Annotated in this window: 29 protein-coding genes; 14 read left to right on the forward strand and 15 right to left on the reverse strand. The window is 54.2% G+C overall.

Annotated elements, in window-relative coordinates:
• Positions 1–3 precede the first annotated feature (3 nt).
• Positions 4–1,305: a murein hydrolase activator EnvC gene (envC, locus tag EE896_RS00720; RefSeq protein ID WP_003851287.1), complete on the reverse strand. Its 1,302-nt coding sequence runs from the start codon at positions 1,303–1,305 to the stop codon at positions 4–6.
• 252 nt (positions 1,306–1,557) lie between these two features.
• On the opposite strand from envC, the gene EE896_RS00725 reads away from it, so the two are divergent.
• The 5 genes from EE896_RS00725 to cysE all read left to right on the forward strand — a co-directional run bounded on the left by EE896_RS00725 (position 1,558) and on the right by cysE (position 4,678).
• Positions 1,558–1,989: a rhodanese-like domain-containing protein gene (locus EE896_RS00725; protein ID WP_003851285.1), complete on the forward strand. Its 432-nt coding sequence runs from the start codon at positions 1,558–1,560 to the stop codon at positions 1,987–1,989.
• A 19-nt stretch (positions 1,990–2,008) separates the two neighbouring features.
• The gene (gene grxC, locus EE896_RS00730) at positions 2,009–2,263 is read left to right on the forward strand and encodes a glutaredoxin 3 (protein ID WP_008926942.1); all 255 of its coding nucleotides are present in this window, start codon (positions 2,009–2,011) and stop codon (positions 2,261–2,263) included.
• A 38-nt stretch (positions 2,264–2,301) separates the two neighbouring features.
• On the forward strand, positions 2,302–2,772 hold the full coding sequence (gene secB, locus EE896_RS00735; RefSeq protein WP_003851281.1) for a protein-export chaperone SecB: 471 nt from the start codon (positions 2,302–2,304) through the stop codon (positions 2,770–2,772).
• Positions 2,772–3,788: an NAD(P)H-dependent glycerol-3-phosphate dehydrogenase gene (gpsA, locus tag EE896_RS00740; RefSeq protein ID WP_003851280.1), complete on the forward strand. Its 1,017-nt coding sequence runs from the start codon at positions 2,772–2,774 to the stop codon at positions 3,786–3,788. Before secB ends, gpsA begins: the two co-directional genes overlap by 1 nt.
• 68 nt (positions 3,789–3,856) lie before the next feature.
• Positions 3,857–4,678 carry a serine O-acetyltransferase gene (cysE, locus tag EE896_RS00745; protein ID WP_003851279.1) on the forward strand — a complete coding sequence of 274 codons (822 nt, stop codon included), beginning with the start codon at positions 3,857–3,859 and terminating at the stop codon, positions 4,676–4,678.
• On the opposite strand, the gene trmL is transcribed toward cysE, so the two are convergent.
• From trmL to cpxR, 3 genes are read right to left on the reverse strand one after another with little or no spacing between them, the layout of a single operon-like run.
• Positions 4,675–5,148: a tRNA (uridine(34)/cytosine(34)/5-carboxymethylaminomethyluridine(34)-2'-O)-methyltransferase TrmL gene (gene trmL / locus EE896_RS00750; RefSeq protein ID WP_003851277.1), complete on the reverse strand. Its 474-nt coding sequence runs from the start codon at positions 5,146–5,148 to the stop codon at positions 4,675–4,677. The genes cysE and trmL overlap by 4 nt on opposite strands.
• Before the next feature lie 35 nt (positions 5,149–5,183).
• Entirely contained in the window at positions 5,184–6,563 is a 1,380-nt protein-coding gene (cpxA, locus tag EE896_RS00755; RefSeq protein WP_003851276.1) for an envelope stress sensor histidine kinase CpxA, read from the reverse strand.
• Positions 6,560–7,255, reverse strand: coding sequence for an envelope stress response regulator transcription factor CpxR (gene cpxR / locus EE896_RS00760; protein WP_003851274.1), 696 nt, complete (start codon positions 7,253–7,255; stop codon positions 6,560–6,562). The genes cpxA and cpxR overlap by 4 nt, the downstream gene beginning before the upstream one ends.
• Before the next feature lie 148 nt (positions 7,256–7,403).
• Between cpxR and cpxP the strand changes: the two genes are divergently transcribed.
• The 6 genes from cpxP (at position 7,404) to EE896_RS00790 (ending at position 12,908) form a co-directional block, all read left to right on the forward strand.
• Positions 7,404–7,913, forward strand: a complete 510-nt coding sequence (gene cpxP, locus EE896_RS00765) for a cell-envelope stress modulator CpxP (RefSeq protein WP_003851271.1) — start codon at positions 7,404–7,406, stop codon at positions 7,911–7,913.
• A gap of 454 nt (positions 7,914–8,367) precedes the next feature.
• Positions 8,368–8,523 carry a con-10 family general stress protein gene (locus tag EE896_RS00770; protein ID WP_003851267.1) on the forward strand — a complete coding sequence of 52 codons (156 nt, stop codon included), beginning with the start codon at positions 8,368–8,370 and terminating at the stop codon, positions 8,521–8,523.
• Positions 8,524–8,766: 243 nt separating this feature from the next.
• Positions 8,767–9,669, forward strand: coding sequence for a CDF family cation-efflux transporter FieF (gene fieF, locus EE896_RS00775; protein ID WP_003851265.1), 903 nt, complete (start codon positions 8,767–8,769; stop codon positions 9,667–9,669).
• A 207-nt stretch (positions 9,670–9,876) separates the two neighbouring features.
• Entirely contained in the window at positions 9,877–10,839 is a 963-nt protein-coding gene (pfkA, locus tag EE896_RS00780) for a 6-phosphofructokinase (protein ID WP_003851263.1), read from the forward strand.
• Positions 10,840–10,983: 144 nt separating this feature from the next.
• Positions 10,984–11,973, forward strand: coding sequence for a sulfate ABC transporter substrate-binding protein (locus EE896_RS00785; protein ID WP_003851261.1), 990 nt, complete (start codon positions 10,984–10,986; stop codon positions 11,971–11,973).
• A gap of 161 nt (positions 11,974–12,134) precedes the next feature.
• The gene (locus EE896_RS00790) at positions 12,135–12,908 is read left to right on the forward strand and encodes a CDP-diacylglycerol diphosphatase (protein WP_140916496.1); all 774 of its coding nucleotides are present in this window, start codon (positions 12,135–12,137) and stop codon (positions 12,906–12,908) included.
• Between the two features lie 28 nt (positions 12,909–12,936).
• Here EE896_RS00790 and tpiA read toward each other — a convergent pair whose 3' ends face one another.
• On the reverse strand, positions 12,937–13,704 hold the full coding sequence (tpiA, locus tag EE896_RS00795) for a triose-phosphate isomerase (protein ID WP_140916495.1): 768 nt from the start codon (positions 13,702–13,704) through the stop codon (positions 12,937–12,939).
• A 120-nt stretch (positions 13,705–13,824) separates the two neighbouring features.
• Positions 13,825–14,415, reverse strand: a complete 591-nt coding sequence (locus EE896_RS00800) for a DUF1454 family protein (RefSeq protein ID WP_003851254.1) — start codon at positions 14,413–14,415, stop codon at positions 13,825–13,827.
• A gap of 98 nt (positions 14,416–14,513) precedes the next feature.
• Here EE896_RS00800 and EE896_RS00805 point away from each other — a divergent pair, with 98 nt between their 5' ends.
• Positions 14,514–14,948 carry a DUF805 domain-containing protein gene (locus EE896_RS00805; RefSeq protein ID WP_003851252.1) on the forward strand — a complete coding sequence of 145 codons (435 nt, stop codon included), beginning with the start codon at positions 14,514–14,516 and terminating at the stop codon, positions 14,946–14,948.
• Here EE896_RS00805 and fpr read toward each other — a convergent pair.
• Positions 14,939–15,685 carry a ferredoxin--NADP(+) reductase gene (gene fpr / locus EE896_RS00810; protein ID WP_003851251.1) on the reverse strand — a complete coding sequence of 249 codons (747 nt, stop codon included), beginning with the start codon at positions 15,683–15,685 and terminating at the stop codon, positions 14,939–14,941. The genes EE896_RS00805 and fpr overlap by 10 nt on opposite strands.
• Before the next feature lie 273 nt (positions 15,686–15,958).
• Here fpr and emrD point away from each other — a divergent pair, with 273 nt between their 5' ends.
• On the forward strand, positions 15,959–17,152 hold the full coding sequence (emrD, locus tag EE896_RS00815; RefSeq protein ID WP_003851249.1) for a multidrug efflux MFS transporter EmrD: 1,194 nt from the start codon (positions 15,959–15,961) through the stop codon (positions 17,150–17,152).
• Here emrD and glpX read toward each other — a convergent pair.
• The 3 genes from glpX to EE896_RS00830 form a co-directional block, all read right to left on the reverse strand.
• Positions 17,142–18,152 carry a class II fructose-bisphosphatase gene (glpX, locus tag EE896_RS00820; protein WP_003851247.1) on the reverse strand — a complete coding sequence of 337 codons (1,011 nt, stop codon included), beginning with the start codon at positions 18,150–18,152 and terminating at the stop codon, positions 17,142–17,144. The two genes, emrD and glpX, sit on opposite strands and share 11 nt — an antisense overlap.
• Before the next feature lie 95 nt (positions 18,153–18,247).
• Positions 18,248–19,759 carry a glycerol kinase GlpK gene (gene glpK / locus EE896_RS00825; RefSeq protein ID WP_003851245.1) on the reverse strand — a complete coding sequence of 504 codons (1,512 nt, stop codon included), beginning with the start codon at positions 19,757–19,759 and terminating at the stop codon, positions 18,248–18,250.
• A 30-nt stretch (positions 19,760–19,789) separates the two neighbouring features.
• Entirely contained in the window at positions 19,790–20,641 is an 852-nt protein-coding gene (locus tag EE896_RS00830; protein WP_003851244.1) for an MIP/aquaporin family protein, read from the reverse strand.
• A 405-nt stretch (positions 20,642–21,046) separates the two neighbouring features.
• Between EE896_RS00830 and zapB the strand changes: the two genes are divergently transcribed.
• Positions 21,047–21,286, forward strand: coding sequence for a cell division protein ZapB (gene zapB, locus EE896_RS00835; protein ID WP_003851242.1), 240 nt, complete (start codon positions 21,047–21,049; stop codon positions 21,284–21,286).
• A gap of 53 nt (positions 21,287–21,339) precedes the next feature.
• Here the strand turns inward: zapB and rraA are convergent, their stop codons facing one another.
• The 5 genes from rraA to cytR form a co-directional block, all read right to left on the reverse strand.
• Positions 21,340–21,825: a ribonuclease E activity regulator RraA gene (gene rraA / locus EE896_RS00840; RefSeq protein ID WP_003851240.1), complete on the reverse strand. Its 486-nt coding sequence runs from the start codon at positions 21,823–21,825 to the stop codon at positions 21,340–21,342.
• A gap of 158 nt (positions 21,826–21,983) precedes the next feature.
• Positions 21,984–23,321: an HslU--HslV peptidase ATPase subunit gene (gene hslU, locus EE896_RS00845; protein ID WP_003851236.1), complete on the reverse strand. Its 1,338-nt coding sequence runs from the start codon at positions 23,319–23,321 to the stop codon at positions 21,984–21,986.
• 10 nt (positions 23,322–23,331) lie between these two features.
• Positions 23,332–23,862: an ATP-dependent protease subunit HslV gene (gene hslV / locus EE896_RS00850; RefSeq protein ID WP_003851234.1), complete on the reverse strand. Its 531-nt coding sequence runs from the start codon at positions 23,860–23,862 to the stop codon at positions 23,332–23,334.
• A gap of 88 nt (positions 23,863–23,950) precedes the next feature.
• Entirely contained in the window at positions 23,951–24,964 is a 1,014-nt protein-coding gene (gene ftsN, locus EE896_RS00855; RefSeq protein ID WP_110410916.1) for a cell division protein FtsN, read from the reverse strand.
• Between the two features lie 152 nt (positions 24,965–25,116).
• Entirely contained in the window at positions 25,117–26,154 is a 1,038-nt protein-coding gene (gene cytR, locus EE896_RS00860) for a DNA-binding transcriptional regulator CytR (RefSeq protein ID WP_008926938.1), read from the reverse strand.
• Positions 26,155–26,254 lie beyond the last annotated feature (100 nt).

The following is a 26,254-nucleotide window of genomic DNA, read 5'->3' on the forward strand; positions in this document are numbered from 1 at the left end:
AACTTATTTTCCTAACCACGGGAGTGGATTGACGGCCTGTCCCTGACGTCGGATTTCAAAATAGAGCGATGGGGTACCGCGGCCACCACTGGTGCCCACCAGTGCAATAGGCTGTCCTGCCTTCACCTGCGTACCCACGCTCACCAGCGCACTTTGGTTGTAGCCATACAGACTCATATCACCTTTACCGTGTTCCAGCACCACCACCAGACCGTAGCCCTGTAACCAGTCGGCCATCAGCACACGGCCATCGGCGATAGCTTTCACCTCGGTACCTTCCCGCGCATCAATTACCAGGCCTTTCCAGCGAAGTTCACCCTGTAGTTGTTCACCAAAGCGATGTTCAATGCGTCCGCGAACCGGCCACAACGCCTGACCGCCCGCACGACCGAGCCCACCAGTACGCGCCACCAGTTCGCGTTCGCTCTGGGTCGGCTGATAGCTGGAGCCTTTGGCTTTCGCCTGCGCCTGACGCTGACGCACTTTTTCAGCCTCACGCGCTTCGCGGGCTGCACGCTCGCGCGCCTCACGTTCCGCCCGGGCGATTTTATCCTGCAGACGGCTTTCATTCTGGCGCATCTCGACCAGATCGGCCTGATCTTTTTCCAGCGCGCTTTCCAGCGACGTCAGGGTTTTTTTACGTGCTTCGCTCGCCTGTTGCAGCTTCTGCTGCTGGCCCTGCTGCTGTGCCAGTAAGTCTTTCTGCTGCTGTTGCTTTTGCTCAAGTGTGACGCGTTGCTGATTTAAGTCCTGACGCGTCTTTTGCAGCGATTCAATGCTTTTCTGGCGGGCAGCATTCATATAACCAAAATAGGCCAGAATACGCTCACTGCGCTGGCTCTCTTCACCGCCCATCAAAAGCTGTACTCCGTTGTGCTTACCCTGACGAAACGCCGCATCAAGCTGCTCGGATAACAGGCTTTCCTGTTGGGTTTGCTGTTTTTCAAGACGGGCGATGGAGGTGGTGAGCTGTTTGATCTCACTATTCAGGGCGCTGAGGCTATTGCGGGTGTCACGCAGCTGACGGCTTGCCTGCGCGATGATTTTTTCCTGGCTTTGCAGCTGATCCAGTAATTTGCTGCGTTGCACCTTCTGCGCTTTGACGCTTTTCTCTTTCTCAGCAATGTTTTGCTGGATGGACTGCAGCTGAGATTTGCTGTCTTCTGCACTTTGGGCTGCGGCAGGCAATAACAGTGCCCCCGCACAAAGCAGGCTAAGGGAGAGGCTGGACAGGTGTATGAACAACGGCAGGTTATCGCCGTTGCGACGGGTCCTTGTGTGCGAAACGGTTGTTTTTCCCTTCATAGGCCAATGATTATTCCACGATGAACCGCCGCTTACCAGTGCTCCCCACTGGCATTTGCTTTTCCAGTTATGTCTACTTTCGCAATGACATACATTAAGCCTTACGCCATTTTTGCTATTCAGCCACTTTTTTTGGAAAATGGCGCACAAATCGATACTCTGGCCGCATAGCATCTGTACATGCGAAGTGGCGCAGGTATACTCAGAACCCTTGTTTTAGCTTATTAGCCCGGTCTGGAGTCGTTACCCCTCATGCAAGAAATTATGCAGTTTGCAAGCAATCACCCCATCCTGAGTCTGGCATGGGTCGTTTTACTCGTTCTGGTGATTGTGACTACCGTTAAAGGAATGTTCTCTAAGGTAAAAACGATCAGCCGCGGTGAAGCAACCCGCCTGATTAACAAAGAGGACGCGGTAGTGGTAGACGTGCGTTCGCGCGATGATTTCCGCAGAGGGCATATTTCAGGCGCTGTAAATGTGGCAGCCGCTGAGATTAAAAAAGGCAACATCGACGAACTGGCAAAGCACAAAGCACAGCCCATAATTGTGGTATGTGCAACCGGACAAAGCGCGGGTGATTCTGCTGCGCACCTTAGCGCTGCAGGCTTTGAGCAGGTTTCAGTGCTGAAAGATGGTATCAGTGGCTGGAGTGGTGAAAATCTGCCATTAGTCCGCGGTAAATAATCATACAGAGGTGTTGATCATGGCAAATGTTGAAATGTATACCAAGGCCACCTGTCCTTACTGCCATCGGGCGAAGGCGCTGTTAACGCAAAAAGGCGTATCATTTCAGGAGATCCCTATTGATGGGGACATGGCGAAACGCGAAGAGATGATCAAGCGTAGCGGCCGTACCACCGTGCCTCAGATTTTTATTGATGCGCAGCACATTGGCGGCTGCGATGACTTATTCGCACTCGATAATCGCGAAGGTTTAGATCCCTTACTGCAGGCGTAATTTTACGCCGGACAATCTCATACATAGGATTTGGTCACATGTCAGAACATAACTCGAACGAAATGCAATTCCAGATTCAGCGCGTCTTCACCAAAGACATCTCTTTTGAAGCGCCTAATGCCCCGCAGGTTTTCCAGAAAGAGTGGGAACCGGACGTTAAACTGGATCTGGACACTGCATCTTCTCAGCTGGCTGACGAAGTTTACGAAGTGGTACTTCGTGTGACTGTAACCGCGACTGTGGGCGAAGAGACGGCTTTCCTGTGTGAAGTTCAGCAGGCCGGTATCTTCACCATCAGCGGTATCGAAGGAACGCAGATGGCACATTGCCTGGGTGCATACTGCCCGAACATTCTGTTCCCGTACGCTCGCGAATGCATTACCAGCCTGGTATCCCGTGGTACCTTCCCGCAGCTGAACCTGGCACCGGTTAACTTTGATGCGCTGTTCATGAACTATCTGCAGCAGCAGCAAGGTGAAGAAGGTGCTGAACCACATCAGGATGCCTGATGGAAACTCACGCTTCGATTAGCGTCATCGGTGCCGGTTCTTACGGCACCGCTTTGGCGATTACGCTGGCCCGTAACGGCCATCCGGTGCTGTTGTGGGGACATAACCCGACGCATCTGGCTCAACTTCAGAATGACCGCTGTAACACCGCTTTCCTGCCCGATGTGCCGTTTCCCGACAATCTTTCCCTTGAATCTGATCTGACCAAAGCTATTGCTGCCAGCCGCGACTTATTGATCGTGGTGCCGAGTCATGTCTTTGGCGATGTGCTGCAGCAGATCAAGCCTCATCTGCGACCAGACTCACGCATTGTCTGGGCGACTAAAGGGCTGGAAAAAGAGACGGGTCGTCTGCTGCAGGATGTGGCGCGTGAAATTGTCGGCGATACTATTCCGCTGGCCGTCATCTCCGGACCCACTTTTGCGAAAGAACTTGCAGCCGGATTACCGACCGCCATCGCGCTGGCCGCAACGGATGCGCAGTTTGCAGACGACCTGCAGCAGAAACTGCACTGCGGTAAGAGCTTCCGTGTTTATAACAACCCTGACTTTATTGGCGTACAGCTCGGCGGCGCAGTAAAAAACGTGATTGCTATCGGAGCCGGAATCTCCGACGGAATAGGTTTTGGCGCGAATGCGCGTACCGCACTGATCACCCGCGGTCTGACTGAAATGAGCCGGTTAGGTGCAGCGCTGGGTGCCGATCCCACGACGTTTATGGGCATGGCCGGTCTGGGCGATCTGGTACTGACCTGTACTGATAATCAGTCGCGTAACCGCCGTTTTGGCATGATGCTGGGCCAGGGCGAGGATGTAGATAGCGCACAACGCATTATCGGACAAGTTGTAGAAGGCTATAGAAACACTAAAGAAGTCAAGGCATTGGCTGCGCGGCTGGGTGTGGAAATGCCGATTACCGAGCAGATTTATCAGGTGCTGTATTGCGAAAAACCGGCGAGAGATGCAGCATTGAGCTTGCTGGGACGCACAAGGAAGGACGAAAACAGCACTGGCTAACGCAGGACGCGTAGCATCATTACCTGCAGCGCCCATTCAGGCGCTTTTTTTATCGGGAGAAAGCAGCAATGTCGTCTGATGAGTTAGAACTGGTCTGGAACAATATCAAAGCAGAAGCGCGTGCCCTGGCTGATTGTGAGCCGATGCTTGCCAGCTTCTTCCACGCGACATTGCTAAAACATGAAAATCTCGGTAGCGCACTGAGTTATATGCTGGCCAACAAGCTGGCTAACCCGATTATGCCCGCCATCGCCATTCGTGAAATCGTTGAAGAAGCCTATCGTGAAGATCCGTCGATGATTATGTCAGCGGCTTACGATATTCAGGCTGTGCGTCAGCGCGACCCGGCAGTGGATAAATACTCTACGCCGCTGCTCTACCTTAAAGGTTTTCACGCCTTACAGGCCTACCGCATTGGCCACTGGTTGTGGAATGAAGGCCGACGCGCACTGGCGGTTTACCTGCAGAACGAAATCTCTGTCTCCTTTGCCGTCGATATTCACCCCGCCGCCCATATTGGCCACGGCATTATGCTCGACCATGCCACAGGCATAGTGATTGGTGAAACCGCCGTGGTAGAAAATGATGTTTCGATTCTGCAATCGGTGACGCTGGGCGGTACCGGCAAAACCAGTGGCGACCGTCATCCGAAAATCCGTGAAGGGGTGATGATTGGTGCCGGCGCGAAAGTCCTTGGCAATATTGAAGTCGGCAAGGGAGCAAAAATCGGTGCCGGTTCCGTGGTGTTACAGCCCGTACCACCGCACACCACTGCTGCAGGCGTACCTGCGCGTATCGTCGGTAAGCCAGGCAGTGAAAAGCCGTCGATGGATATGGATCAGCACTTCAATGGCAGCCTGGCCGGTTTTCAGTTTGGCGACGGCATCTAGTCTTTGATCAGCGCGCCCGCGTAATCAAGCTGGCGCCACGCTTCATAAACCACAACCGATACAGCATTCGACAAATTCATACTGCGGCTTTCTGCTCTCATCGGGATGCGGATTTTTTGCTGCGCCGGTAACGCGGCCAGGATCTCAGCAGGTAGTCCGCGGCTCTCCGGCCCAAACAGCAGATAATCGCCCGCCTGATAGGCGACGGCGCTGTGTGCAGGCGTCCCTTTGGTCGTCAGTGCAAACAGACGCTCAGGCGACTCAGTGGCGATAAACGCCTGATAGTCAGCATGGAATTTGATGGCGGTGAATTCGTGATAATCCAGCCCGGCGCGACGTAAGCGCTTGTCATCCCAGGCAAAGCCGAGCGGCTGAATCAAATGAAGCTGAAAGCCCGTATTGGCGCAAAGGCGGATGATATTGCCGGTATTCGGCGGAATTTCTGGTTCAAACAAGACAATGTTAAGCATAAGGCCCCCGATGACAGGGGCCGAAGCATAACAAATTATTGACGGCCGGAGGAGTAGAGCGGCAACCAGAGGGTCAGACGCAAACCGCCTAATGGACTGTCATCGGCTTTAACCCAGCCGCGATGTTGCTGCACGGCCGTTTCGACAATTGCCAGGCCAAGACCGGTGCCGCCTGATTCGCGATCGCGCGCTTCATCGGTTCGATAGAAAGGACGAAAAATCTGTTCACGATCTTCCGGACTCACGCCAGGACCATCATCATCGACGTGGACCGTGATACCGGAAATATCAACGGAGAAGCTGACGCTGATGTGCGTGTGTGAATAGCGCAGCGCATTGCGCACAATATTTTCCAGCGCACTCTCCAGCGCATGAGGGTTCCCATAAAGCGGCCACGGGCCTGGCGGATAGGGGATATCCATCTTCTTGCCCATCTGCTCAGCTTCGAAACGGGCATCTTCCAGCACCCCATTCCACAATTGATTTGCCTTCATTGCTTCGCTGACCAGCGCATTTTTATGCTGGGTGCGGGAGAGCACCAACAGATCGTTAATCATGCCATCAAGGCGTTGTGCTTCCATCTCAATGCGGCCCAGCTCTTTACCTTCACCCTGACGCCGGCGCAGCAGGGCGGTAGCCAGTTGCAGGCGGGTCAGTGGGGTGCGAAGTTCATGACTGATATCCGATAACAGACGTTGCTGACCGGTCATCATCCGTTCCAGCGCACTGACCATCTGGTTAAAGCTGGATCCCGCAGCCAGAAACTCCTGCGGACCCGACTCCAGTTCCGGATGCTGACGTAGATTCCCGCTTGCGACTTCGTCAGCAGCATATTTCAGCTTACGTGCCGGACGTGCCAGGCTCCAGGCCAGCCACAGCAGCAGCGGTGAGCTGATGAGCATGGTGACGATAAGCAGCAGCAACGGACGGTCAAACAGCAGATTGACGAAGTCGAGCTGAGAGCTATTGGCGGGACGGATCATGTAAAGCTGGTAGTTATCTTCGCCATCGCGAACGGCAAAAGGCCCTACCAGCTCAACGCGACCATATTTCTTCTTCTGAGGATGATCGGCATTGTCAGACTGGCCGATAAAATTGCGGATAACCTGCATTTCATTATGTTGCGCGCCAATCACCCGACCTTCACTGGTTACTAACAGCAGCCGCTGACCCGGCGGTGCCCATTTTTCCACGGCACGAAACAGACGACGCCACCACATCAGATCGTTAGGGGGATCCTGTGACAGCTCTGCTTCAACGTGTTGCTCAATCATGATGCCCTGCCGCTGTTCACTTTCCAGCAGCGAGGTCATCTGTCGTGAATCGAGCTTGGGAACCATCAACACCAGCATCAACACCAGCGCCAGCGTCAACCAGAAGATGGCGAAGATACGGGTGGTCAGACTTCCAATCATGATGCGGAAACCATCAGGTAGCCACGGCCACGTAAGGTTTTAAACCAGGGATGACCATCACGTCGCTCAGGCAGCTTGCGACGCAGATTCGAGATATGCATATCAATGGCACGGTCAAAAGGTGTCAGGCGTTTGCCCAGCACTTCCTGGCTCAGATGTTCACGCGACACGACCTGGCCCAGGTGCTGCGCCAGCAGATAGAGCAGGGTGAATTCTGTGCCGGTCAAATCCAGCGTAACGTCATCAAAACTGGCCTCCTGACGGCCGGGATTGAGTCTCAGACAGTCCACTTCCAGTGTGGGCGAGCTGTTGTCGTGTTGCTGCTGTTCACTCCAGTTAGAACGCCGCAAAATAGCGCGGATACGCGCCACCAGCTCGCGATCGTTAAACGGCTTAGGCAGATAGTCATCTGCGCCCAGTTCGAGGCCCAGAACACGATCCAGCTCGCTGCCGCGCGCCGTTAGCATGATGACGGGGGTTTGATGTTGCTGACGCAGTTCTTTCAGAGTGTCGATACCGTTTTTCTTCGGCATCATGACATCCAGTAAAAGCAAATCAATCGAGTTATCGATCAGGTTCAGCGCTTGTTCACCATCACTGGCGACGACCACTTCAAACCCTTCCATTTCTAACAGTTCTTTCAAAAGCGAAGTTAATTCGCGGTCGTCATCTACCAACAGGATTTTATTCATTTTTGTAGCCCTCCGCAGGCAAAATACCGTGTTCCTGGCGCACCTATCCATCGCTTTACGTAGTTTTACACCCCCTGACGGATGTTTGCAGCTGTCGCCGTACACTGGCTCTCGTTGAATCGCAAAACGGAACGAACTGGAGTATACGATGCGCAAATTAACCGCCGTCGTCCTTGCCTCAGCGATGGCTCTGAGTGTCGCCAGCGCAGATGCTAAAGATGCGACGACGATTGACGAGATGCATCATGGCGGATTGCCGACAGGCAGTATGACGCAAAATCCGCAAAGCCACATGTTCGACGGCATCGAGCTGACTGAAGAACAGCGTCAGCAGATGCGAGACCTTATGCAACAGGCAAGACATGATCGCCCGGTCGTTCATATTGACGATATCGCTGCATTACACGAATTAGTGACTGCAGACCAGTTTAACGAAGCGGCCATTCGCCAAAAGGCGGAAGTCATCGCCAGAGTTCAGGTTGAACAACAGGTCGAGATGGCGCGCGTACAGAATCAAATGTTTCAACTGCTAACGCCGGCCCAGCAGTCCGCGTTACAGAAAAATTACCAGCGGCGACTTAACGAGCTGCGACAGTTTTCGAATTTGCAGTCAGCTTCATCGCTGCAGGCAGTGAGTAGTACCAGCAGTAACCAGTAATATAGTATCCCTGTTTTCCTTGCCATAGACACATCCCTGTCTTCCCCCACCATGATGGTGGGGGTTTTTTTTATCTTTTTTTCACTTTTTTTATTTTGACAGGAATCATCACCGCACAACAAAACCCCCGTTTTATTAGCGCTTGTCGGGAATTTGTTGGGAAGAATCGCTGATTTCTTAATATCTGGAACACGCTGTAAATTTAAGCGAGCCGGTGAGCATTTTTTCATCATGAAAATATCATAACTTACTGAAACTAAATGAATTGCAGACAAGTCATTAACATTTTAATCATATTTTTCAGTGAGATACATTCCCCGCGTTACGCTTGCTGGTTCAGTCACACCTTCTACACTAAATTCTGTCACTGCAGGGAAGTTAAGTGTCTTTGCGAAGTCTCAGGGAGCAACAACCACATTATGTAGTCCTGATAAATCTATTAACGGAGTAAGTTATGGCAGAGCATCGTGGTGGTTCAGGTAATTTCGCAGATAATCCGCAAAAAGCGTCTGAAGCTGGCAAAAAAGGCGGACAGAACAGCGGCGGCGGAAATTTCAAAAACGATCGTGAAAAAGCATCTGAAGCCGGGAAAAAAGGCGGCAAAAAGTAGTCGCCGACACGTTCCTGGAATTAGCCCGCGGCTGAAAGTAGCCAGGCAATGATGTGTATAACACTTCGCCCCGTCCTTCCCAGGCCGGGGCTTGTTTTTTGTACCTGCTTATTCCTGTCGCGATTTCAAAACAGCCTTCTTCATCGAATGACCTCCTAAGCACAGCCCGCCTCCCGGTGTTAAACTTCAGCCATTCATCTATTTAAGTGTGCATCTTCACTGATGCTGCATAGGGAATCTGGCATGCAACACTCTTATGGCCGACTGGTAAAGCGTGCTGCGCTCGCGGCCACCATTCTTGCGTCTGTGCTGTTACTCGTGAAAATTTTTGCCTGGTGGTACACCGGTTCAGTGAGTTTGCTGGCTTCACTGGTGGACTCGCTGGTGGATATCGCTGCATCGCTAACCAACCTGCTGGTGGTGCGCTATGCGCTGCAGCCTGCTGATGAAAATCACACGTTCGGGCACGGCAAAGCGGAGTCGCTGGCGGCGCTGGCACAAAGTATGTTTATCTCCGGCTCGGCACTGTTTCTGTTTCTGACCGGCCTGCAGCATCTTGCCTCCCCCAGCGAGATGCGGGCGCCGGGTGTTGGTATTGTAGTAACCATTGTGGCACTGAGCTCAACGCTGGTACTGGTTGCCTTTCAGCGCTGGGTAGTGCGTAAAACCCGCAGTCAGGCCATTCGGGCTGACATGCTGCACTATCAATCCGACGTCATCATGAATGGCGCCATACTGATTGCGCTGGTGCTGAGCAGCTATGGCGTTGTACGGGCGGATGCCCTGTTTGCGCTGGGGATTGGTGTTTTCATTCTTTATAGCGCATTGCGGATGGGCTACGAAGCCGTACAGTCATTGCTGGATCGCGCATTGCCGGAAAATGAACGGCAGCAAATCCTGACGCTTGCGACAAACTGGCCGCAGGTGCAGGGCGTACATGATCTGCGAACCCGGCAGTCCGGCCCGACCAAATTTATTCAGCTTCATCTGGAACTGGAAGATCAGCTGCCACTGGTTCAGGCGCATCGGGTTGCCGACCAGGTTGAGAAAGCATTACGCAAAGAATTTCCCGGGTCTGACGTAATTATCCATCAGGATCCCTGTTCTGTGGTACCGTCTGAGACCAGGGACTCTTTAGGTTTTTAACGTAAATGAATCAAATCGATACGGAAGGGATGACGTAGCGCTAACTTTGCTGCAAAAAATAGTGAAAAGTTGTCTGACCTGAATCAATTCAGCAGCAAGCCTTTGATATACTATCTGCCATCACATGTCGCGCTAATCGTGAAATGATCTTCTGCAGCGATCGACAGGCAGGATTAACCCTTAGTTTTGAACAATCCAGAGGTTGTCATGATCAAAAAAATTGGTGTATTAACCAGCGGCGGTGACGCCCCAGGCATGAACGCAGCTATTCGTGGAGTGGTACGTTCCGCGCTGAGTGAAGGACTGGAAGTTTTTGGGATCTATGATGGCTATCTGGGATTGTACGAAGATCGCATGATCAATCTTGATCGCTACAGCGTCTCCGACATGATTAACCGCGGCGGCACTTTCCTGGGCTCAGCGCGTTTCCCCGAGTTCCGTAATGAAGATGTGCGCCAGGTTGCCATTGAGAACATGAAAAAGCGCGGCATTGATGCACTGGTGGTGATTGGTGGTGACGGATCTTACATGGGTGCTAAGCGCCTGACTGAAATGGGCTTCCCCTGCATTGGTTTGCCAGGCACCATCGATAACGATGTGGCCGGAACGGATTACACCATCGGTTATTTCACTGCACTGGAAACCGTGGTTGAAGCGATTGACCGTCTTCGCGACACCTCTTCCTCGCATCAGCGTATCTCGATTGTTGAAGTGATGGGCCGCTACTGTGGCGATCTGACCCTGGCGGCGGCGATTGCCGGTGGCTGCGAGTTCATCGTCCTGCCAGAATTCCCGTACACCCGCGAAGAGCTGGTAGCGGAAATCAAAGCAGGCATCGCCAAAGGTAAAAAGCACGCTATCGTGGCGATTACTGAGCACATCTGCGATATCGACGACCTGGCGCGTTTCATTGAAACAGAAACCAAACGTGAAACCCGTTCGACCGTTCTGGGCCATATTCAGCGTGGCGGTGCACCTTGTGCGTATGACCGTATCCTGGCGTCACGCATGGGCGCTTACTCCATTGAACTGCTGATGCAGGGTTACGGTGGCCGTTGCGTGGGTATTCAGAATGAGAAGATGGTGCATCACGACATCGTCGACGCGATTGAAAACATGAAACGTCCGTTCAAGCGCGACTGGCTCGACACGGCGAAAAAACTCTACTGATTCTTCTGCGGGGGTGTGCTGCACAGCATGCCCCGGCATATACCCGCTATATTCCCCCCGGTTATAACAGCTTATTTTTAATTCTTTTAGCTCTGTAATGGTTTATGTCACGCTTAGCCCATAACGACATTGGGAGAGTGCGTAATGAACAAGTGGAGTATCGGCGTTACCCTGTTGCTGGCCTCAACCAGCGTTCTGGCGAAAGACATTCAGCTGTTAAACGTTTCCTACGATCCAACCCGTGAGCTGTACGAACAGTACAACAAAGCGTTTAGTGCGCACTACAAACAGGAAACCGGCGATAATGTCGTGGTCCGTCAGTCGCACGGTGGCTCCGGCAAGCAGGCAACTTCAGTGATTAACGGCATCCGTGCGGATGTGGTTACGCTGGCGTTGCAATCGGATGTCGATGCTATTGCAGAACGCGGTCGTATTGATAAGAACTGGATTCAGCGTCTGCCAGACAACTCCGCGCCTTACACCTCCACCATTGTCTTCCTGGTCCGCAAAGATAATCCCAAGGGCATTCACGACTGGAGCGACCTGACTAAACCCGGTGTGTCTGTGATTACCCCTAACCCGAAAACCTCTGGCGGCGCACGCTGGAACTATCTGGCGGCCTGGGGCTGGGCGCTGGATCATAACAACGGCGATCAGGCCAAAGCGCTGGCGTACGTCAGAGCGCTGTTTAAAAACGTTGAGGTGCAGGATTCCGGTGCACGCGGCGCAACTAACACCTTCGTTGAACGCGGGATTGGTGATGTGCTGATTGCCTGGGAAAACGAAGCTTATCTGGCGGTTAACAAATTGGGTAAAGACAAGTTCGAGATTGTCACCCCGAGCGAATCGATTCTGGCTGAACCCACCGTGTCCGTGGTCGATAAAGTGGTAGATGAAAAGGGAACGCGCAAAGTCGCAGACGCCTATCTGAAATACCTCTACTCGCCAGAAGGTCAGACTATCGCTGCGCAGAACTACTATCGTCCGCGTGATGCTGAAATCGCGAAGAAATTTGCCAGCCAGTTTGCGCCGGTGAAGCTGTTTACCATCAAGGACAAATTTGGTGGCTGGGCAGAGGCTCAGAAAGCGCACTTCGCCGATGGCGGCAGCTATGACCAGGTCATGAAACCGTAATACGTTGCGGTCAGCGCTCCCTGCGCTGACCGCTCACCCGCAACAATCCCACCTTTCTCTTTTCTCTGCCCGGCTGCTGACTGATCTGCCCGAATTCCCCGTGACATTTTTTTCCCGCCAGGCGAGGATGCAGGCTGCTAAACCATTCAGGAAGCGTTGTTATGCCGACACATCGTCGTGCAACCAGTCTGGTTGCGGTTCTGCTGGTGCTGGTCATTGCGGGGATACTGGTTGCCGCAATGCATTTCAAAAAGAACAGTGATGCGCTGTGGCAGATTGTCAGCGAGAAATGTGTGCCTCATCAGCAGAGCAGCGGAGACCCGGCGCCCTGTCAGCGTGTCGATCAGCAGCATCGCTATGCCATGCTGAAAGATATGCATGGTCCATTGCAGTATCTGCTGATCCCGCTCGACAAAATCACCGGCATCGAAAGCCCACGGTTACTGCAACCCGCTACGCCCAACTACTTTGCCCTTGCCTGGCATGAACGCTCTCTGCTTGCAGAGCGACGCGGCTCTCCCATTGATGATCGGGTTCTTTCACTGGCGATCAATTCACAGTATGGCCGTACGCAGAATCAACTCCATATTCATCTCTCCTGTCTGCGACCCGATGTGCGTCAGCAGCTGGATCGGCTGACGCCGCAGCTTAGCGGTCAGTGGCAGGACATTACGCTGCGTAAGCACCGCTACTGGCTGCGAGCTCTGACGCCAGATGAACTGACTCAGCAGAGTGCCTTTATCCGGCTGGCCGATGAGCGGCCAGAGGCGCGCACAGAGATGGGGAAATATGGTCTGGCACTGGCGGAATTAAGCGATGGGCGACTGGTGCTGATGGCGATAGAGCGGAACTGGCTGCTGCTGAACAGGGGTTCGGCGGAGGAAGTGCAGGACCACGCCTGTGAGCTGATTGCGCCCATAAAAAAGGCGGCTTAAGCGCCGCCCTTGACCGGAATGCTAATGCTTAGGCGCTTTTTGCCGCCGCCGCTGCTTTAATGATTACCGCGAAAGCATCTGCTTTCAGTGACGCACCGCCAACCAGCGCGCCATCGATATCAGGCTGGGTGAACAGCTCAGCAGCATTCTTGTCGTTCACTGAGCCGCCATACTGAATGATGACCTGTTCTGCGATAGCCGCATCTTTCTTCGCAATATGATCACGAATGAATTTGTGCACGGCCTGTGCCTGAGCAGGGGTCGCAGATTTGCCGGTACCGATGGCCCAGACGGGCTCATACGCGATAACCGCATCTTTAAACGCTTCGGCGCCCTGCGTTTCCAGAATGGCATCCAGCTGACGAGCGCAGACTTCTTCAGTTTTACCCGCTTCGTTTTCCGCTTCGGTTTCACCAATGCACAGCACAGGAACCAGGCCCACTGACTTCAGCACCGCATATTTCTTCGCGATGAACTCGTCGCTCTCTTTGTGATAAGTGCGGCGTTCTGAGTGACCGATGATGATATATTTCGCGCCGATATCTTTCAGCATCTCTGCGGAAACTTCACCGGTAAACGCGCCAGACAGGTTAACGTCCACGTTCTGCGCACCCAGTGCGATGTGGCTACCGGAGATGGCATGTTTTGCCTGCTCGAGATAGAGCGCTGGCGGTGCAATGGCCACGCCACAACCGTCAACGCCAGAGAGTTCCTTGCGCAGACCCGCGATCAGTTCAGCAGTGAGTTGCTTGCTGCCATTCAACTTCCAGTTACCCATAACCAGTGGATGTCGCATTCTATCCTCCGCATAACGCGATACATGAAAAATCGCTGCCAGCTGGCAGCGTTGTCTGCGAAACAGTATAGAGATCAAATGTAGCGATGGCTTTGCTTTTCGTCATTTTCAGCGACATCTTCAGGGGGGAGCGAGCGCAAGTTTTACCGGCTCGACAGCGAAGGTTAGCCCCTTGTCGCCGTTATCAGCGACCACAAAGCGAAGCGCGCCATCGACCTGCGCAAAGTAAGGCAAATCCTTGCCCTCCTTCAGTAAGCTCTCCAGCTTTTTGCGTCCCTCGTCTGCACCTAATCCCGGTACAAAGAAGCGCAGCATAGCGGTCATGTAGGCCATGGCTTTTTGCTCAGAGGCGTTCTGATCCGGGCCAGGCAGTGGCAGCCAGGTGATCTGCAGCGTCTTGATTTTGCCGGTACCGGGCTCCAGCGCGGTAGACGCATAGAGCGTCTCGTTAATTTTGCTGGCAGCACGCGTCAGGTTACTTTTGTCGCCCCGATTATCAATGGCGCGATATTCCGGCAGCATCAGCGTCGCATTAGCCAGATTATACTTTTCGCGAAACTGGCCGATAGTCATATCAAAGGTGGGAGCACCCGCCAGCAGGTAGGGCGCGGTGGGTAATGCATCGGGCCGTTCCTGCGGTGGCGGATCGGCGGCAAAGACCGGAACCGTCAGCGCAAACGATAACAGCAGTGCGCCAGGCAAATTCTTCATTTTGTCGATCCTAACCCGTAAACTCAGGCGCAAATTAAAACGGTTTTTATCCGCGAGGTCAAAAGCGCGGCGGTTCTTTTCTCTCTGGATGATAATGCATGACGTTACAACAATGGTGTTTTTCCTGGCGTGGCAGGCTGGGACGACGTGATTTCTGGATCTGGCAGGCAGTCTGGTTGCTGACAACGACACTGTTATTTACCCTGGCAGCAAACGACTGGGTTGATACCCAGATGGCGGCTTTCGGCGTGGTCTGCCTGCTGTGGCCCGCCAGCGCGGTCATTGTAAAACGTCTGCACGATCGTAATCGTCCCGGCTACTGGGGATTTCTGGTGATAGTGGCCTGGCTGCTGGTGGCGGGAAACTGGAGCATGCTGGGCGGCATTCTGCCCTGGCTGCTGGGTCGCGCCATTCCCTTTGTGTTATTCGCTGGCCTGCTGCTCGAACTCGGCGTTTTTCGCGGCACCCCCGGCGCTAACCGGTTTGGTACCGCGACGCAGCCGGTGCGATACCGGCAACTGGCTCACCAGTAATGTTCGCTGGTGATATGGCCCGGCTTGCGCTTCAGGTGTTTACGCATTTCGCGCGTCTCTTTCAGTAATTGCTGGGTGTCGCGCACCATCTGCGGGTTGCCGCACAGCATCACATGGCTGCTGTCGGCATCCAGCGTTAATCCGGTGGCACGCTCCAGCTCGCCATTTTCGATCAGCGCCGGAACCCGGCCCGTCAGCGAACCGGGGATCGTTTCGCGGCTCACCACCGTCTGGATGTGCAGCTTGCCCTGATAACGCTGTTGCAGCTGCTGCATCAGTGGCAGAAAGCTCAGGTCGTCCGCATAGCGTGCGGCATGGACCAGCACGATGTTTTCAAAGCGATCCAGTCCTTCGCCCTGCTGAAGCATAGAAAGGTAAGGGCCAATAGCGGTGCCGGTTGCCAGCATCCATAATGTTCTGCACGCCGGAACTTCATCAAGCACAAAGAATCCTGCGGCTTCTTTCGTGACCATCACCTGATCGCCAGGCTGAAGGGCCTGCAGATGCGGACTCAGCTTGCCATCGGGCACGGTAACCAGGTAAAACTCCAGCAGGTCATCCTTTGGCGCATTGACGAAAGAGTAAGCGCGCTGCACCCGCTCGCCGTCAATTTCCAGAGCCAGTTTGGCAAATTGCCCCGCGATAAAGGGATCGATGGGCGCTGTTACCCGCAGACTGAACAGCGCATCCGTCCAGTTTTTCACTTCCTTTACTTCAGCATTGACCCACTCAGCCATAATCACTCCCTGGTTGTTGATTATTCCGGCAGGTTTCTATTTTCGCGGCTGCCCGATGAGATTGCCAGCTTGTGGCCGGGCAAAGGCTCTAATCGACAAACTGTTGCTTTGTCTTTACAGGCTGGTGCATAAACTTGACAGGCGCAAGCCGGGACCTTTCGGCCTGCCTCTCGCTTTGTCATCTAATCCTGATATTTTGCCCGCCATAACAAGATGACTGGCGGGTGAACCGCTGTTTTAACCTCCTTTCACAGAAAGAAATTTTACATAATCATGATTAGTAAACTGGAAAATCGCCCGCTGCTGGTGATGCTCATTGTGCTGGTGGCTGTCGGGCAGATGGCGCAGACCATCTACGTCCCGGCGATGTCGGTGATGGCGGACGCGCTGAATGTGCGGGATGGCGCGCTGCAGCGTGTGATGGCGGCCTATCTGATGACCTATGGCGGATCCCAGCTGATCTACGGCCCGCTGTCAGACAGTGTCGGTCGGCGTCCGGTGATCCTTGCAGGCATGATGATCTTTATGATCGGCGCAATCACGGCATTGATGGCGACCTCACTCGATATGCTGGTGCTCGGCAGCGCGATTCAGGGACTGGGAACCGGCGTAGCTGGCGTAATGGCCCGCACCATGCCGCGTGATCTCTATGAGGGGCACGCACTGCGCCGTGCCAACAGCCTGCTTAATATGGGCATTCTGGTCAGCCCGTTGCTGGCACCGGTGATTGGTGCACTATTGACCCAGCTCTTTGGCTGGCACGCCTGTTTCGCCTTTCTGCTGCTGCTCTGTCTGGCGGTTACTTTGTCTATGGCGCGCTGGCTGCCGGAAACCCGGCCACAGAGTGCTGAAGTGACCCCGTTCTTCAAACGCTATGCCCGGCTGCTCAGCGACGCAAATTTCGTTCGCTACATTGTCCTGCTGATTGGTGCGCTGGCGGGTATTGCGGTATTTGAGTCGAGCTGTGGCGTGCTGCTGGGCGGCGTGCTCGGCCTGCACAGCCTGACCGTCAGTATCCTGTTCATTCTGCCCATTCCGGCGGCGTTCTTCGGTGCCTGGTTCGCGGGACGCGAGCAGGGTTCATGGCACAGTCTGATGTGGTGGGGCGTGAATAGCTGTCTGCTGGCGGGCATCCTGATGTGGATCCCGGCATGGTTTGGCGTAATGAATATCTGGACGCTGCTGGTTCCGGCCGCGCTGTTCTTCTTTGGGGCTGGCATGCTGTTCCCGCTGGCGACTTCAGGGGCAATGGAGCCGTATGCCTGGCTGGCTGGCAGCGCGGGTGCACTGATTGGCGGAATGCAGAACCTGGGATCGGGTCTTGTCGCGTGGCTTTCAGCCATGATGCCGCAGCGCGATCAGTTCAGCCTTGGCATGCTGATGTTCTTTACGGCACTGGTGATGCTGCTCTGCTGGTTGCCACTCTCACGTCAGCCGGAGCGCGGCAACCAGCCGGTTACAGGATAAACGGATGGAGCGCCGGATCCTTACGGTCAAGATAATGAATCGACTGGATGCGGCGAATAGTGCGAGATTTACCGCGAATCAGCAGGGTTTCGCTGGTGGCGACATTACCCTGACGCGTAATGCCTTTCAGTAGTTCGCCACTGGTAATGCCGGTGGCGGCAAACACTACGTTGTCATTGCGCGCCATCTCACCTAGCGTCAGCTTCTTACCCGCTTCAATCCCCATCTCCGCACAGCGCTGCAGCTCCTGCTCGCCGAGGCGACGGTTTTCAGCACTATCGCCTTTGACGTGATGACGCGCCAGCAGCCGACCCTGCATATCACCGTCCAGCGCACGGATCACCGCTGCTGAAACGACGCCTTCCGGTGCGCCGCCGATGCCATACATCACATCGACTTCGCTGTCTGGCATGCAGGTCAGAATTGAGGCGGCAACGTCACCATCCGGGAAGGTAAATACCCGCACGCCCAGCTGCTGTAACTCGCTAATCACCACATCATGACGTGGCTTAGCCAGGATGGATACGGTCAGCTGTGACAACGGCTTGTTCATCGCTATTGCGATATTACGCAGGTTAGTTTCAAGCGGCAGGTCAAGGTCGATCGCGCCCTGTGCTGCAGGACCCACAATCAGTTTTTCCATATACATGTCTGGAGCGTGCAGAAAGCTGCCTTTATCGCCCACGGCCATCACAGCCAGCGCATTCGCCTGGCCCAGTGCCGTCATGCGGGTACCCTCAATCGGATCGACGGCAATATCAACGGCATCGCCGTGACCGGTACCGACTTTTTCACCGATATAGAGCATCGGGGCTTCGTCGATTTCGCCCTCACCGATCACAATCTGACCGTCAATTTCAATGGAGTTCAGGACATGACGCATGGCATGGACAGCCGCACCGTCAGCCGCATTTTTGTCACCGCGTCCTAACCAGTGATAGCCTGCCAGGGCGGCAGCTTCGGTTACGCGGGAAAATTCAATGGCAAGTTCTCGTTTCATGGCATCTACCTGACAAAAAACCGGCAGGCAGTGTAACACAGCGGGGGAGTGGGGCGGGGAAAAGGCCCGCGACGGCAATGTCGCGGGCGTTGATATTACTCCTGTTCTTCCCACGCCTGTGCGCGGGCAACCGCTTTTTTCCAGCCAGCATAACGGAAGTTACGCTCGGTGGTTTCCAGGCTTGGACGGAACTCACGCTCAATAACGGCTTTAGAGCGCACTTCATCCAGATCCTGCCAGAAGCCAACAGCCAGACCCGCCAGATACGCAGAACCCAGCGCGGTCACTTCACGCACTTCCGGACGCTCAACACGGGTGCCGAGGATGTCAGCCTGGAACTGCATCAGGAAGTTGTTGGACACCGCACCGCCGTCTACACGCAGCGCCTGCAGGCGGGTATTGGCATCATTCTGCATCGCTTCCAGAACGTCACGTGTCTGATAAGCGATCGACTCCAGCGTCGCGCGGATGATGTGGTTAGAGTTTGCGCCACGGGTCAGACCGAAGATCGCGCCACGGGCATACGGGTCCCAGTAAGGTGCGCCCAGGCCGGTGAAAGCAGGCACCATGTAAACGCCGTTGGTATCTTTCACTTTCATCGCGAAGTATTCAGAGTCAGCCGCTTCACTGATCAGCTTCATCTCATCACGCAGCCACTGAATAGAGGCACCACCGATAAACACGGCACCTTCCAGCGCATAGTTCACTTCACCGCGCGGGCCACAGGCGATGGTGGTCAGCAGGCCGTGGGTTGAGGTCACCGCTTCAGTACCGGTGTTCATCAGCATGAAGCAGCCGGTGCCGTAGGTATTTTTCGCCATGCCAGGCTGTACACACAACTGGCCATACAGCGCGGCCTGCTGGTCACCGGCGATACCGGCGATAGGAATACGTGTACCGCCTTTACCACCAATGTTGGTCTGACCGTAAACTTCAGAAGAGGACTTCACTTCTGGCAGCATTTCACGCGGGATATCCAGGATATCCAGCATGCGCTGATCCCACTCCAGCTTGTGAATGTTGAACATCATAGTACGGGAGGCGTTGGTGTAGTCGGTGATGTGCACGCGTCCCTGAGTCATTTTCCAGACCAGCCAGGTATCGACGGTACCGAACAGCAGCTCGCCACGTTTTGCACGCTCACGCGCACCTTCAACGTGATCCAGAATCCACTTCACTTTCGTACCGGAGAAGTAAGGGTTAATCACCAGACCCGTGGTGTGCTGGATGTACTCTTCCAGACCCTCTTTCTTCAGTTTGTGACAATAGTCAGCGGTGCGGGGATCCTGCCAGACGATGGCGTTGTAGATCGGCTTACCGGTCTCTTTTTCCCAGACGATAGCGGTTTCGCGCTGGTTGGTGATACCGATTGCCGCAATCTCATCAGAGCGGATATCGGCATGTGCCAGCACTTCAACCAGCGTAGAGCTTTGTGAAGCCCAGATATCCATCGGGTCATGTTCAACCCAGCCCGCTTTCGGGTAGATCTGGGTGAATTCGCGCTGCGATACCGCGACGATGTTGGAGTCGTGGTCGAGAATGACGGCGCGTGAACTGGTTGTACCCTGATCGAGTGCGACAATGTATTTTTTATCTGTGGTAGTCATAAATTCATTCCTGATGATAAAAAGTGAAACTTACGCTTTACGCTGCTGAGCGCGTGCAACCGGTTTGTCTGCTGGAACACTCGGTTCCTGTGCGGCACCTGGCAGGTAGCGGCCAATCAGTGTGCGGTAACCTACTGCACCCAGGCAGGCACCCACCAGCGGGCCAAAAATTGGTACCAGGAAGTAAGGGATATCTTTACCACCCGTGAAGGCAACGTTACCCCAGCCAGCGAAGAAGGCGAACAGCTTAGGTCCGAAATCACGTGCCGGGTTAAGCGCAAAGCCGGTCAGCGGACCCATTGAGCCACCAATGACTGCGACCAGCAGACCGATCAACAGCGGCGCCATCGGTCCACGTGGGACACCGTTGCCATCGTCGGTCAGCGCCATAATCACCGCCATAAGCACTGCGGTAATAACCATTTCAACCAGGAACGCCTGGCCTACGCTGATGTGCGGATTAGGATAGGTTGAGAAGATACCCGCCAGGTCCAGACTCTGAACCGTACCGCGTACCATCTGATGACTCTGTTCGTAATCGAAAAACAGGCTGTAGTAGAGACCATAAACCAGCGCGGCCGCGCAGAATGCCCCGGCGATTTGCGCCAGAATATACGGCACCACTTTACGGCCTTCAAAGTTGGCGAACAGGCAGAGTGCAACGGTAACGGCAGGGTTCAGATGCGCGCCAGATACCCCAGCGGTAAGATAGACAGCCATTGAGACGGCTAAGCCCCAGATGATGCAGATTTCCCACTGACCGAAGGCGGCACCGGCAAGTTTCAGCGCAGCTACACAGCCTGCGCCAAAGAAAATAATCAAGCCTGTCCCCAGAAATTCGGCAATACACTGACCTTTGAGCGTGTTAGTTGTCTGACTCATAATAGTGGTTCCTGAAGCGAGGTTAAATTTTATCAGTTTTTGTTCTCAGTCCATGAGGCACCCAGCTTTAATGTAGGGCTGATGTGAATTTATCGTTAACGAACATAAACGAGAAATAGCGAAATCATTTTTTGTGTACTGCGTCATAAAAATGCGCGTTTTCGCGTATTCTGGCTTTCCTTAGCCCATATTCGCGCCTGATGACAGAGAGGGTGGACACGTGCTGGAAAGCAGACGCAGTAAGCGCAGCGCAAATTCAGGGATTGGCTGAAAAGTGTTACAGACTGCGCTCGCAGCGGCCGCGTTGCTGGACTTGAGGGGTGAGGCTACATACAATCGGGACAACGTTGCTGGCTTAAGCTGGCATCATCAACGCCTTGCAGGAATTTAGGAGAGGTCAGAAAGATGTCATTTGAAGTATTTGAGAAACTTGAAGCGAAAGTACAGCAGGCGATTGATACCATCACGCTGTTGCAGATGGAAATCGAAGAGCTGAAAGAGCAGAACAACTCACTGCGTAACGATGCGCAACAAGTCGCGGGTAACCACGATGCGCTGATGCGCGAAAATCAGCATCTGAAAGAAGAGCAACACGTGTGGCAGGAACGTCTGCGTGCATTGCTGGGAAAAATGGAAGAGGTTTGAAGCCTCAGCTGATGTGAAAAACGGGTGCTCTGGCACCCGTTTTCATGTCTGGCCTATTCGAGGTCCAGCGCATCCTCTGACAGAATGATACCGGTGTTGTCGGCATAGAGATGGTCACCAGAGAAGAAGGTGACGCCGCCGAAGTTGACGCGCACATCGCTTTCGCCAATCCCTTCACCCGCAGCGCCAGCCGGAATCGCGGCAATGGCCTGAATGCCAATCTCCAGCTCTTCCAGCTCATCAACCTGACGTACCGAACCGTAAACCACCAGGCCTTCCCATTCGTTAGTTGCCGCCAGGCGTGCCAGTTGGGCATCGACCAGCGCACGGCGCACTGAGCCGCCGCCATCAATCACCAGTACGCGACCACGGCCATTCTCTTCCAGCAGATCGTAGAGTAAGCCGTTGTCTTCAAAGCATTTCACTGTGGTAATCTGACCACCGAATGAAGTGCGCCCACCAAAGTTTGAAAAAAGCGGTTCAACAACATTCACTTCTTCATGGTAGATATCGCAGAGTTCAGATGTATCGTATTTCATAAGGGTTTCGTCTGTTTGCCACAGGAAGGGTAAGTATATCGCTATATGCAGATTGTTGGCAAAATCATCAGTATGAAAAAAGCATCGTTCGATCAAGAACATGCATAAAAAAGCCCAGCCGGGTGGGCTGGGCTTCGGAAAAGCGCTGAATCAGTGAATCAGAGAATGAAGCGGCTAAGGTCTTCGTCAGCCACCAGTTCATCCAGGTGTTTAGCCACATAGTCAGCATCAATGGTAAAGGATTCACCGTGACGATCGCTGGCGTCATACGAGATATCTTCCATCAGGCGCTCCAGCACGGTATGCAGGCGGCGCGCACCGATGTTCTCGGTGGTTTCGTTAACCTGCCATGCGGCTTCAGCGATCCGGCGAATACCCTCTTCGGTGAACTCAATGTTCACGCCTTCGGTATTCATCAGTGCTTTGTACTGCACGGTAATCGAGGCATTCGGTTCGGTCAGGATGCGCTGGAAATCATTGACGGTCAGCGCCTGTAGCTCAACACGAATCGGCAGACGACCCTGAAGTTCCGGAATCAGATCGGAAGGGCTGGCAACCTGAAACGCGCCTGAGGCGATAAACAGGATATGGTCGGTTTTGACCATGCCGTGCTTGGTGGAGACGGTGCAGCCTTCAACCAGCGGCAGCAGGTCGCGCTGAACGCCTTCGCGAGAGACATCGGGTCCGCCCGCATTCTGGCCGCCGCGCTTACAGATTTTATCGATCTCATCGATGAACACGATACCGTGCTGCTCGACCGCTTCAATCGCATCCTGCTTAAGCTCTTCCGGGTTAACCAGTTTTGCCGCTTCTTCTTCGATCAGGAGCTTCATCGCTTCTTTGATCTTCAGCTTGCGGGCTTTCTGCTTCTGGCCGCCGAGGTTCTGGAACATCGACTGCAGCTGGCTGGTCATCTCTTCCATGCCCGGAGGCGCCATGATTTCGACGCCTGGGCTGCTGGCCGCCAGATCGATTTCAATCTCTTTATCATCCAGCTGGCCTTCGCGCAGCTTCTTGCGGAATGACTGACGCGCTGCAGAGGGTTCAGCACTCTGCTCAGCCTGACCCCAGTTGTTTTTCGCGGGTGGAATCAGCACATCAAGAATGCGCTCTTCTGCCATCTCTTCGGCACGGTATTTATTCTTTTCAATCGCCTGACTGCGCACCATCTTGATGGCGGAATCAGTCAGATCACGAATGATAGAGTCCACTTCCTTACCGACATAACCGACTTCGGTAAACTTGGTCGCCTCGACTTTGATGAACGGTGCATTCGCCAGCTTTGCCAGACGACGTGCGATCTCGGTTTTACCGACACCGGTCGGACCGATCATCAGGATATTTTTTGGGGTCACTTCATGGCGCAGCTCTTCGTCGAGCTGCATGCGGCGCCAGCGGTTGCGCAGTGCAATAGCCACGGCGCGCTTGGCGCTGTCCTGGCCGATGATAAAGCGGTTCAGTTCGCTAACGATTTCGCGTGGAGTCATCTCAGACATATTTATACCCTTACGCCTTAGACGTTAATTCTTCGAAATTAACGTTGTGGTTAGTGTAGATGCAGATATCACCCGCGATATTCAGCGACTTCTCGACGATGTCGCGTGCGCCCATTTCGGTATTCTCCAGCAGCGCACGTGCCGCTGCCTGGGCGAAAGGCCCACCGGAGCCGATGGCGATCAGATCGTTTTCAGGCTGGATGACATCACCGTTACCGCTGATGATCAGTGAGGCTGACTCATCCGCGACGGCCAGTAAAGCTTCAAGGCGGCGCAGCATACGGTCGGTACGCCAGTCTTTGGCCAGCTCCACCGCTGCTTTCACCAGGTGGCCCTGATGCATTTCCAGTTTACGTTCGAAAAGTTCAAACAGGGTGAAGGCGTCTGCGGTGCCGCCAGCAAATCCGGCAATCACCTTATCGTTGTATAAACGACGCACTTTTTTAACGTTGCCTTTCATCACGGTATTGCCGAGCGTAGCCTGGCCATCACCGCCAATCACTACCTGGCCGTTGCGTCGTACACTTACTATTGTTGTCACGGGCAGACCCCTTGTTGCTGTCGGAAAAGGACTCCGCGCACGGGGCGCGGAGTATCATGCAACAGATATGGGGCGGGTTTGACGGGTTTCAACCCCCAACGGAGAGCGGAATACAGCTGGAGTGTCCGGAACTGCGAAGACGTTTCAGGGTGCTGTCAGCGGATGCGCGATCTTTATACGGACCGATCACCACACGATTCCAGCCGCCACCGGTGGTAATGCGGCTTTCAAAGCCTTCAAAGGCTAAGCCCGCACGTACCGACTCAGCCTGGTCAGTGCCTTTGAACGAACCACACTGCACCATCCAGCGCTGCGAAGAGGCTTTCTCCGCCGGTTTCGCCTTCGCGGTCTCCTGTGGCTTTGTCTGCACGTCTGGTTCCCGCGTTACTGGCGCAGGTTGCGACTGGCGCTGTACGTTTTGCTGCTGCTGCTGCTGCTGCTGCTGCTGCTGCTGCTGACGTTGCAACTGCTGCTGTTGTTGACGCTGTTGTTGTTGCTGCAACTGCAGCTGGCGTTGCTGTTGTTGCTGAGCCTGCAACTGCTGACGTTGTTGCTGAACCTGTTGCTGCTGCTGAACCTGCTGCTGTTGCTGAACCTGCTGCTGTTGACGTTGCAGCTGTTGCAATTGCTGCTGATGCTGCAGCGTCTGCTGACGTTGCGCCGGCGTCTGTTCATTCCACGGCACTTCATTGAGCTGTGTTGGCTGCTGACGCATATCAGCCTGCATCTGCTCCAGCAACTGGCGCTGTTCATCGGTCAATTGGGTCTGCGACTTCACTTCGCCACCCGAAGAGGGTTCGATCGGTGTCGGCACAGTAACCTGACGGTTTTCCAGCTCTTTAATGTATTTCCAGCGTTCTTCAGGCTTCGGCGGTAAGCCATTGCCGTTGGCTTTATGATCCGTAATGACCGGCACGTCTTCTTTCTTATGATGCGCCAGGAACCATAAACCACCGGCAAAGGTCACCAACACAGCGACCGCCAGTACAATCATCAATTTAGAAGTTCCCGAACCGCCTTTGCTCTTCTTGCCACGGCTGGGGCTTTTTTTGCGACGCGTCCCTGTTGAACGCCCGCGGCCTACATAATCTTTTTGTGCCACTCTCGTTCTTATACCCTTCAAAAATAGTGCCAGTTGGGCGAAATGATGATTTTTACGCGCCCGGCAAGGAGTCCGCCATGTTACTTAAGGGCCGGAACTTTGACCAGCTGTGTTCGCCTTAAGAATCTACTGAAAAAACCAGACGAATACGCTTATTTTTCACGCTTTTTTGCGCGCGCCGTACTGCCCCGAATCGTTAAACCGGCATCCAGCAGCCGCGAGCCGCTGATCACCCGTTTGCCATTTAACTCATCCAGCAGCAGAAGCATCGCTTCCCGGCCTATCTGATAGCGTGGTTGTGTGACCGTCGTCAGCGGTGGCTCGCAGTAACGTGATAACTCAATGTCATCAAATCCCACCACAGAGAGATCTTCCGGTATCCGCAGCCCGCAGCGTCTGGCCTGATTCATCGCGCCCAGCGCCATAATGTCGCTGTGACAGAACAACGCGCGCGGCGGTTGCGGCAGAGTCATCAGCTGATTCATGGCGGCAACGCCTGCTTCAAAGGTGAAGTCACCGCGCACAATATAGGTGGGATCGACCGTCAGCCCGCTGCGACGCATCGCCTGGACATAACCCTGTAAACGATACTGACAGAGTGGCATCTCTTCCGGCCCGGCGATACAGGCGATCTGCGTATGACCTAACTGCAGCAGATGATTTACCGCTTCAAACGCGGCAGTCAGGTTATCAATGTGAACCGTGGGCAGCGACATTTCCGGTGCAAACTCATTCGCCATCACCATGGGTGGCAAGTTGCGTTGCTCATCAATGCTGGCATCAAAAGGCAGTTGTGAGCCAAGCAGCACCATGCCATCGATCTGTCGTGTGACCATCAGGTTAAGAAAGGTTCTCTCCTGCTGATTCTGATGGGCGCAATCGCCGATCAGCACCAGATAGCCCTCTTCGGCGGCTGTGACTTCGACGCCACGAATGATTTCACTAAAGAAGGGATCGCAGATGTCAGGGACAATGACCAGGATGGTACGCGTCTCATTACGACGCGCGTTGCGTGTGGGGCCATGGGCCGCATAGCCGACGGCGGCAACCGCCTTCTCGACTTTATGGCGGGTAGCCGCAGAAACCTTCTCTGGATTCATCAGCGCACGCGATACGGTGGCGGTTGAGACGCCCGCGTGTTCCGCGACATCCTTCATCGTGGCGGCGGGCGGTTGTTGATTCTGCTCCAACACATGCTCCTGACGCGTTATGGCGCGTTCGATTTTGTTTTTGCCTGACCTGAAAGCAAACCGGGCAACATTGTTAACGATTGCCCGGCTGGTTGTTACT

The organism is Pantoea eucalypti (assembly GCF_009646115.1).
Taxonomy (GTDB): domain Bacteria; phylum Pseudomonadota; class Gammaproteobacteria; order Enterobacterales; family Enterobacteriaceae; genus Pantoea; species Pantoea eucalypti.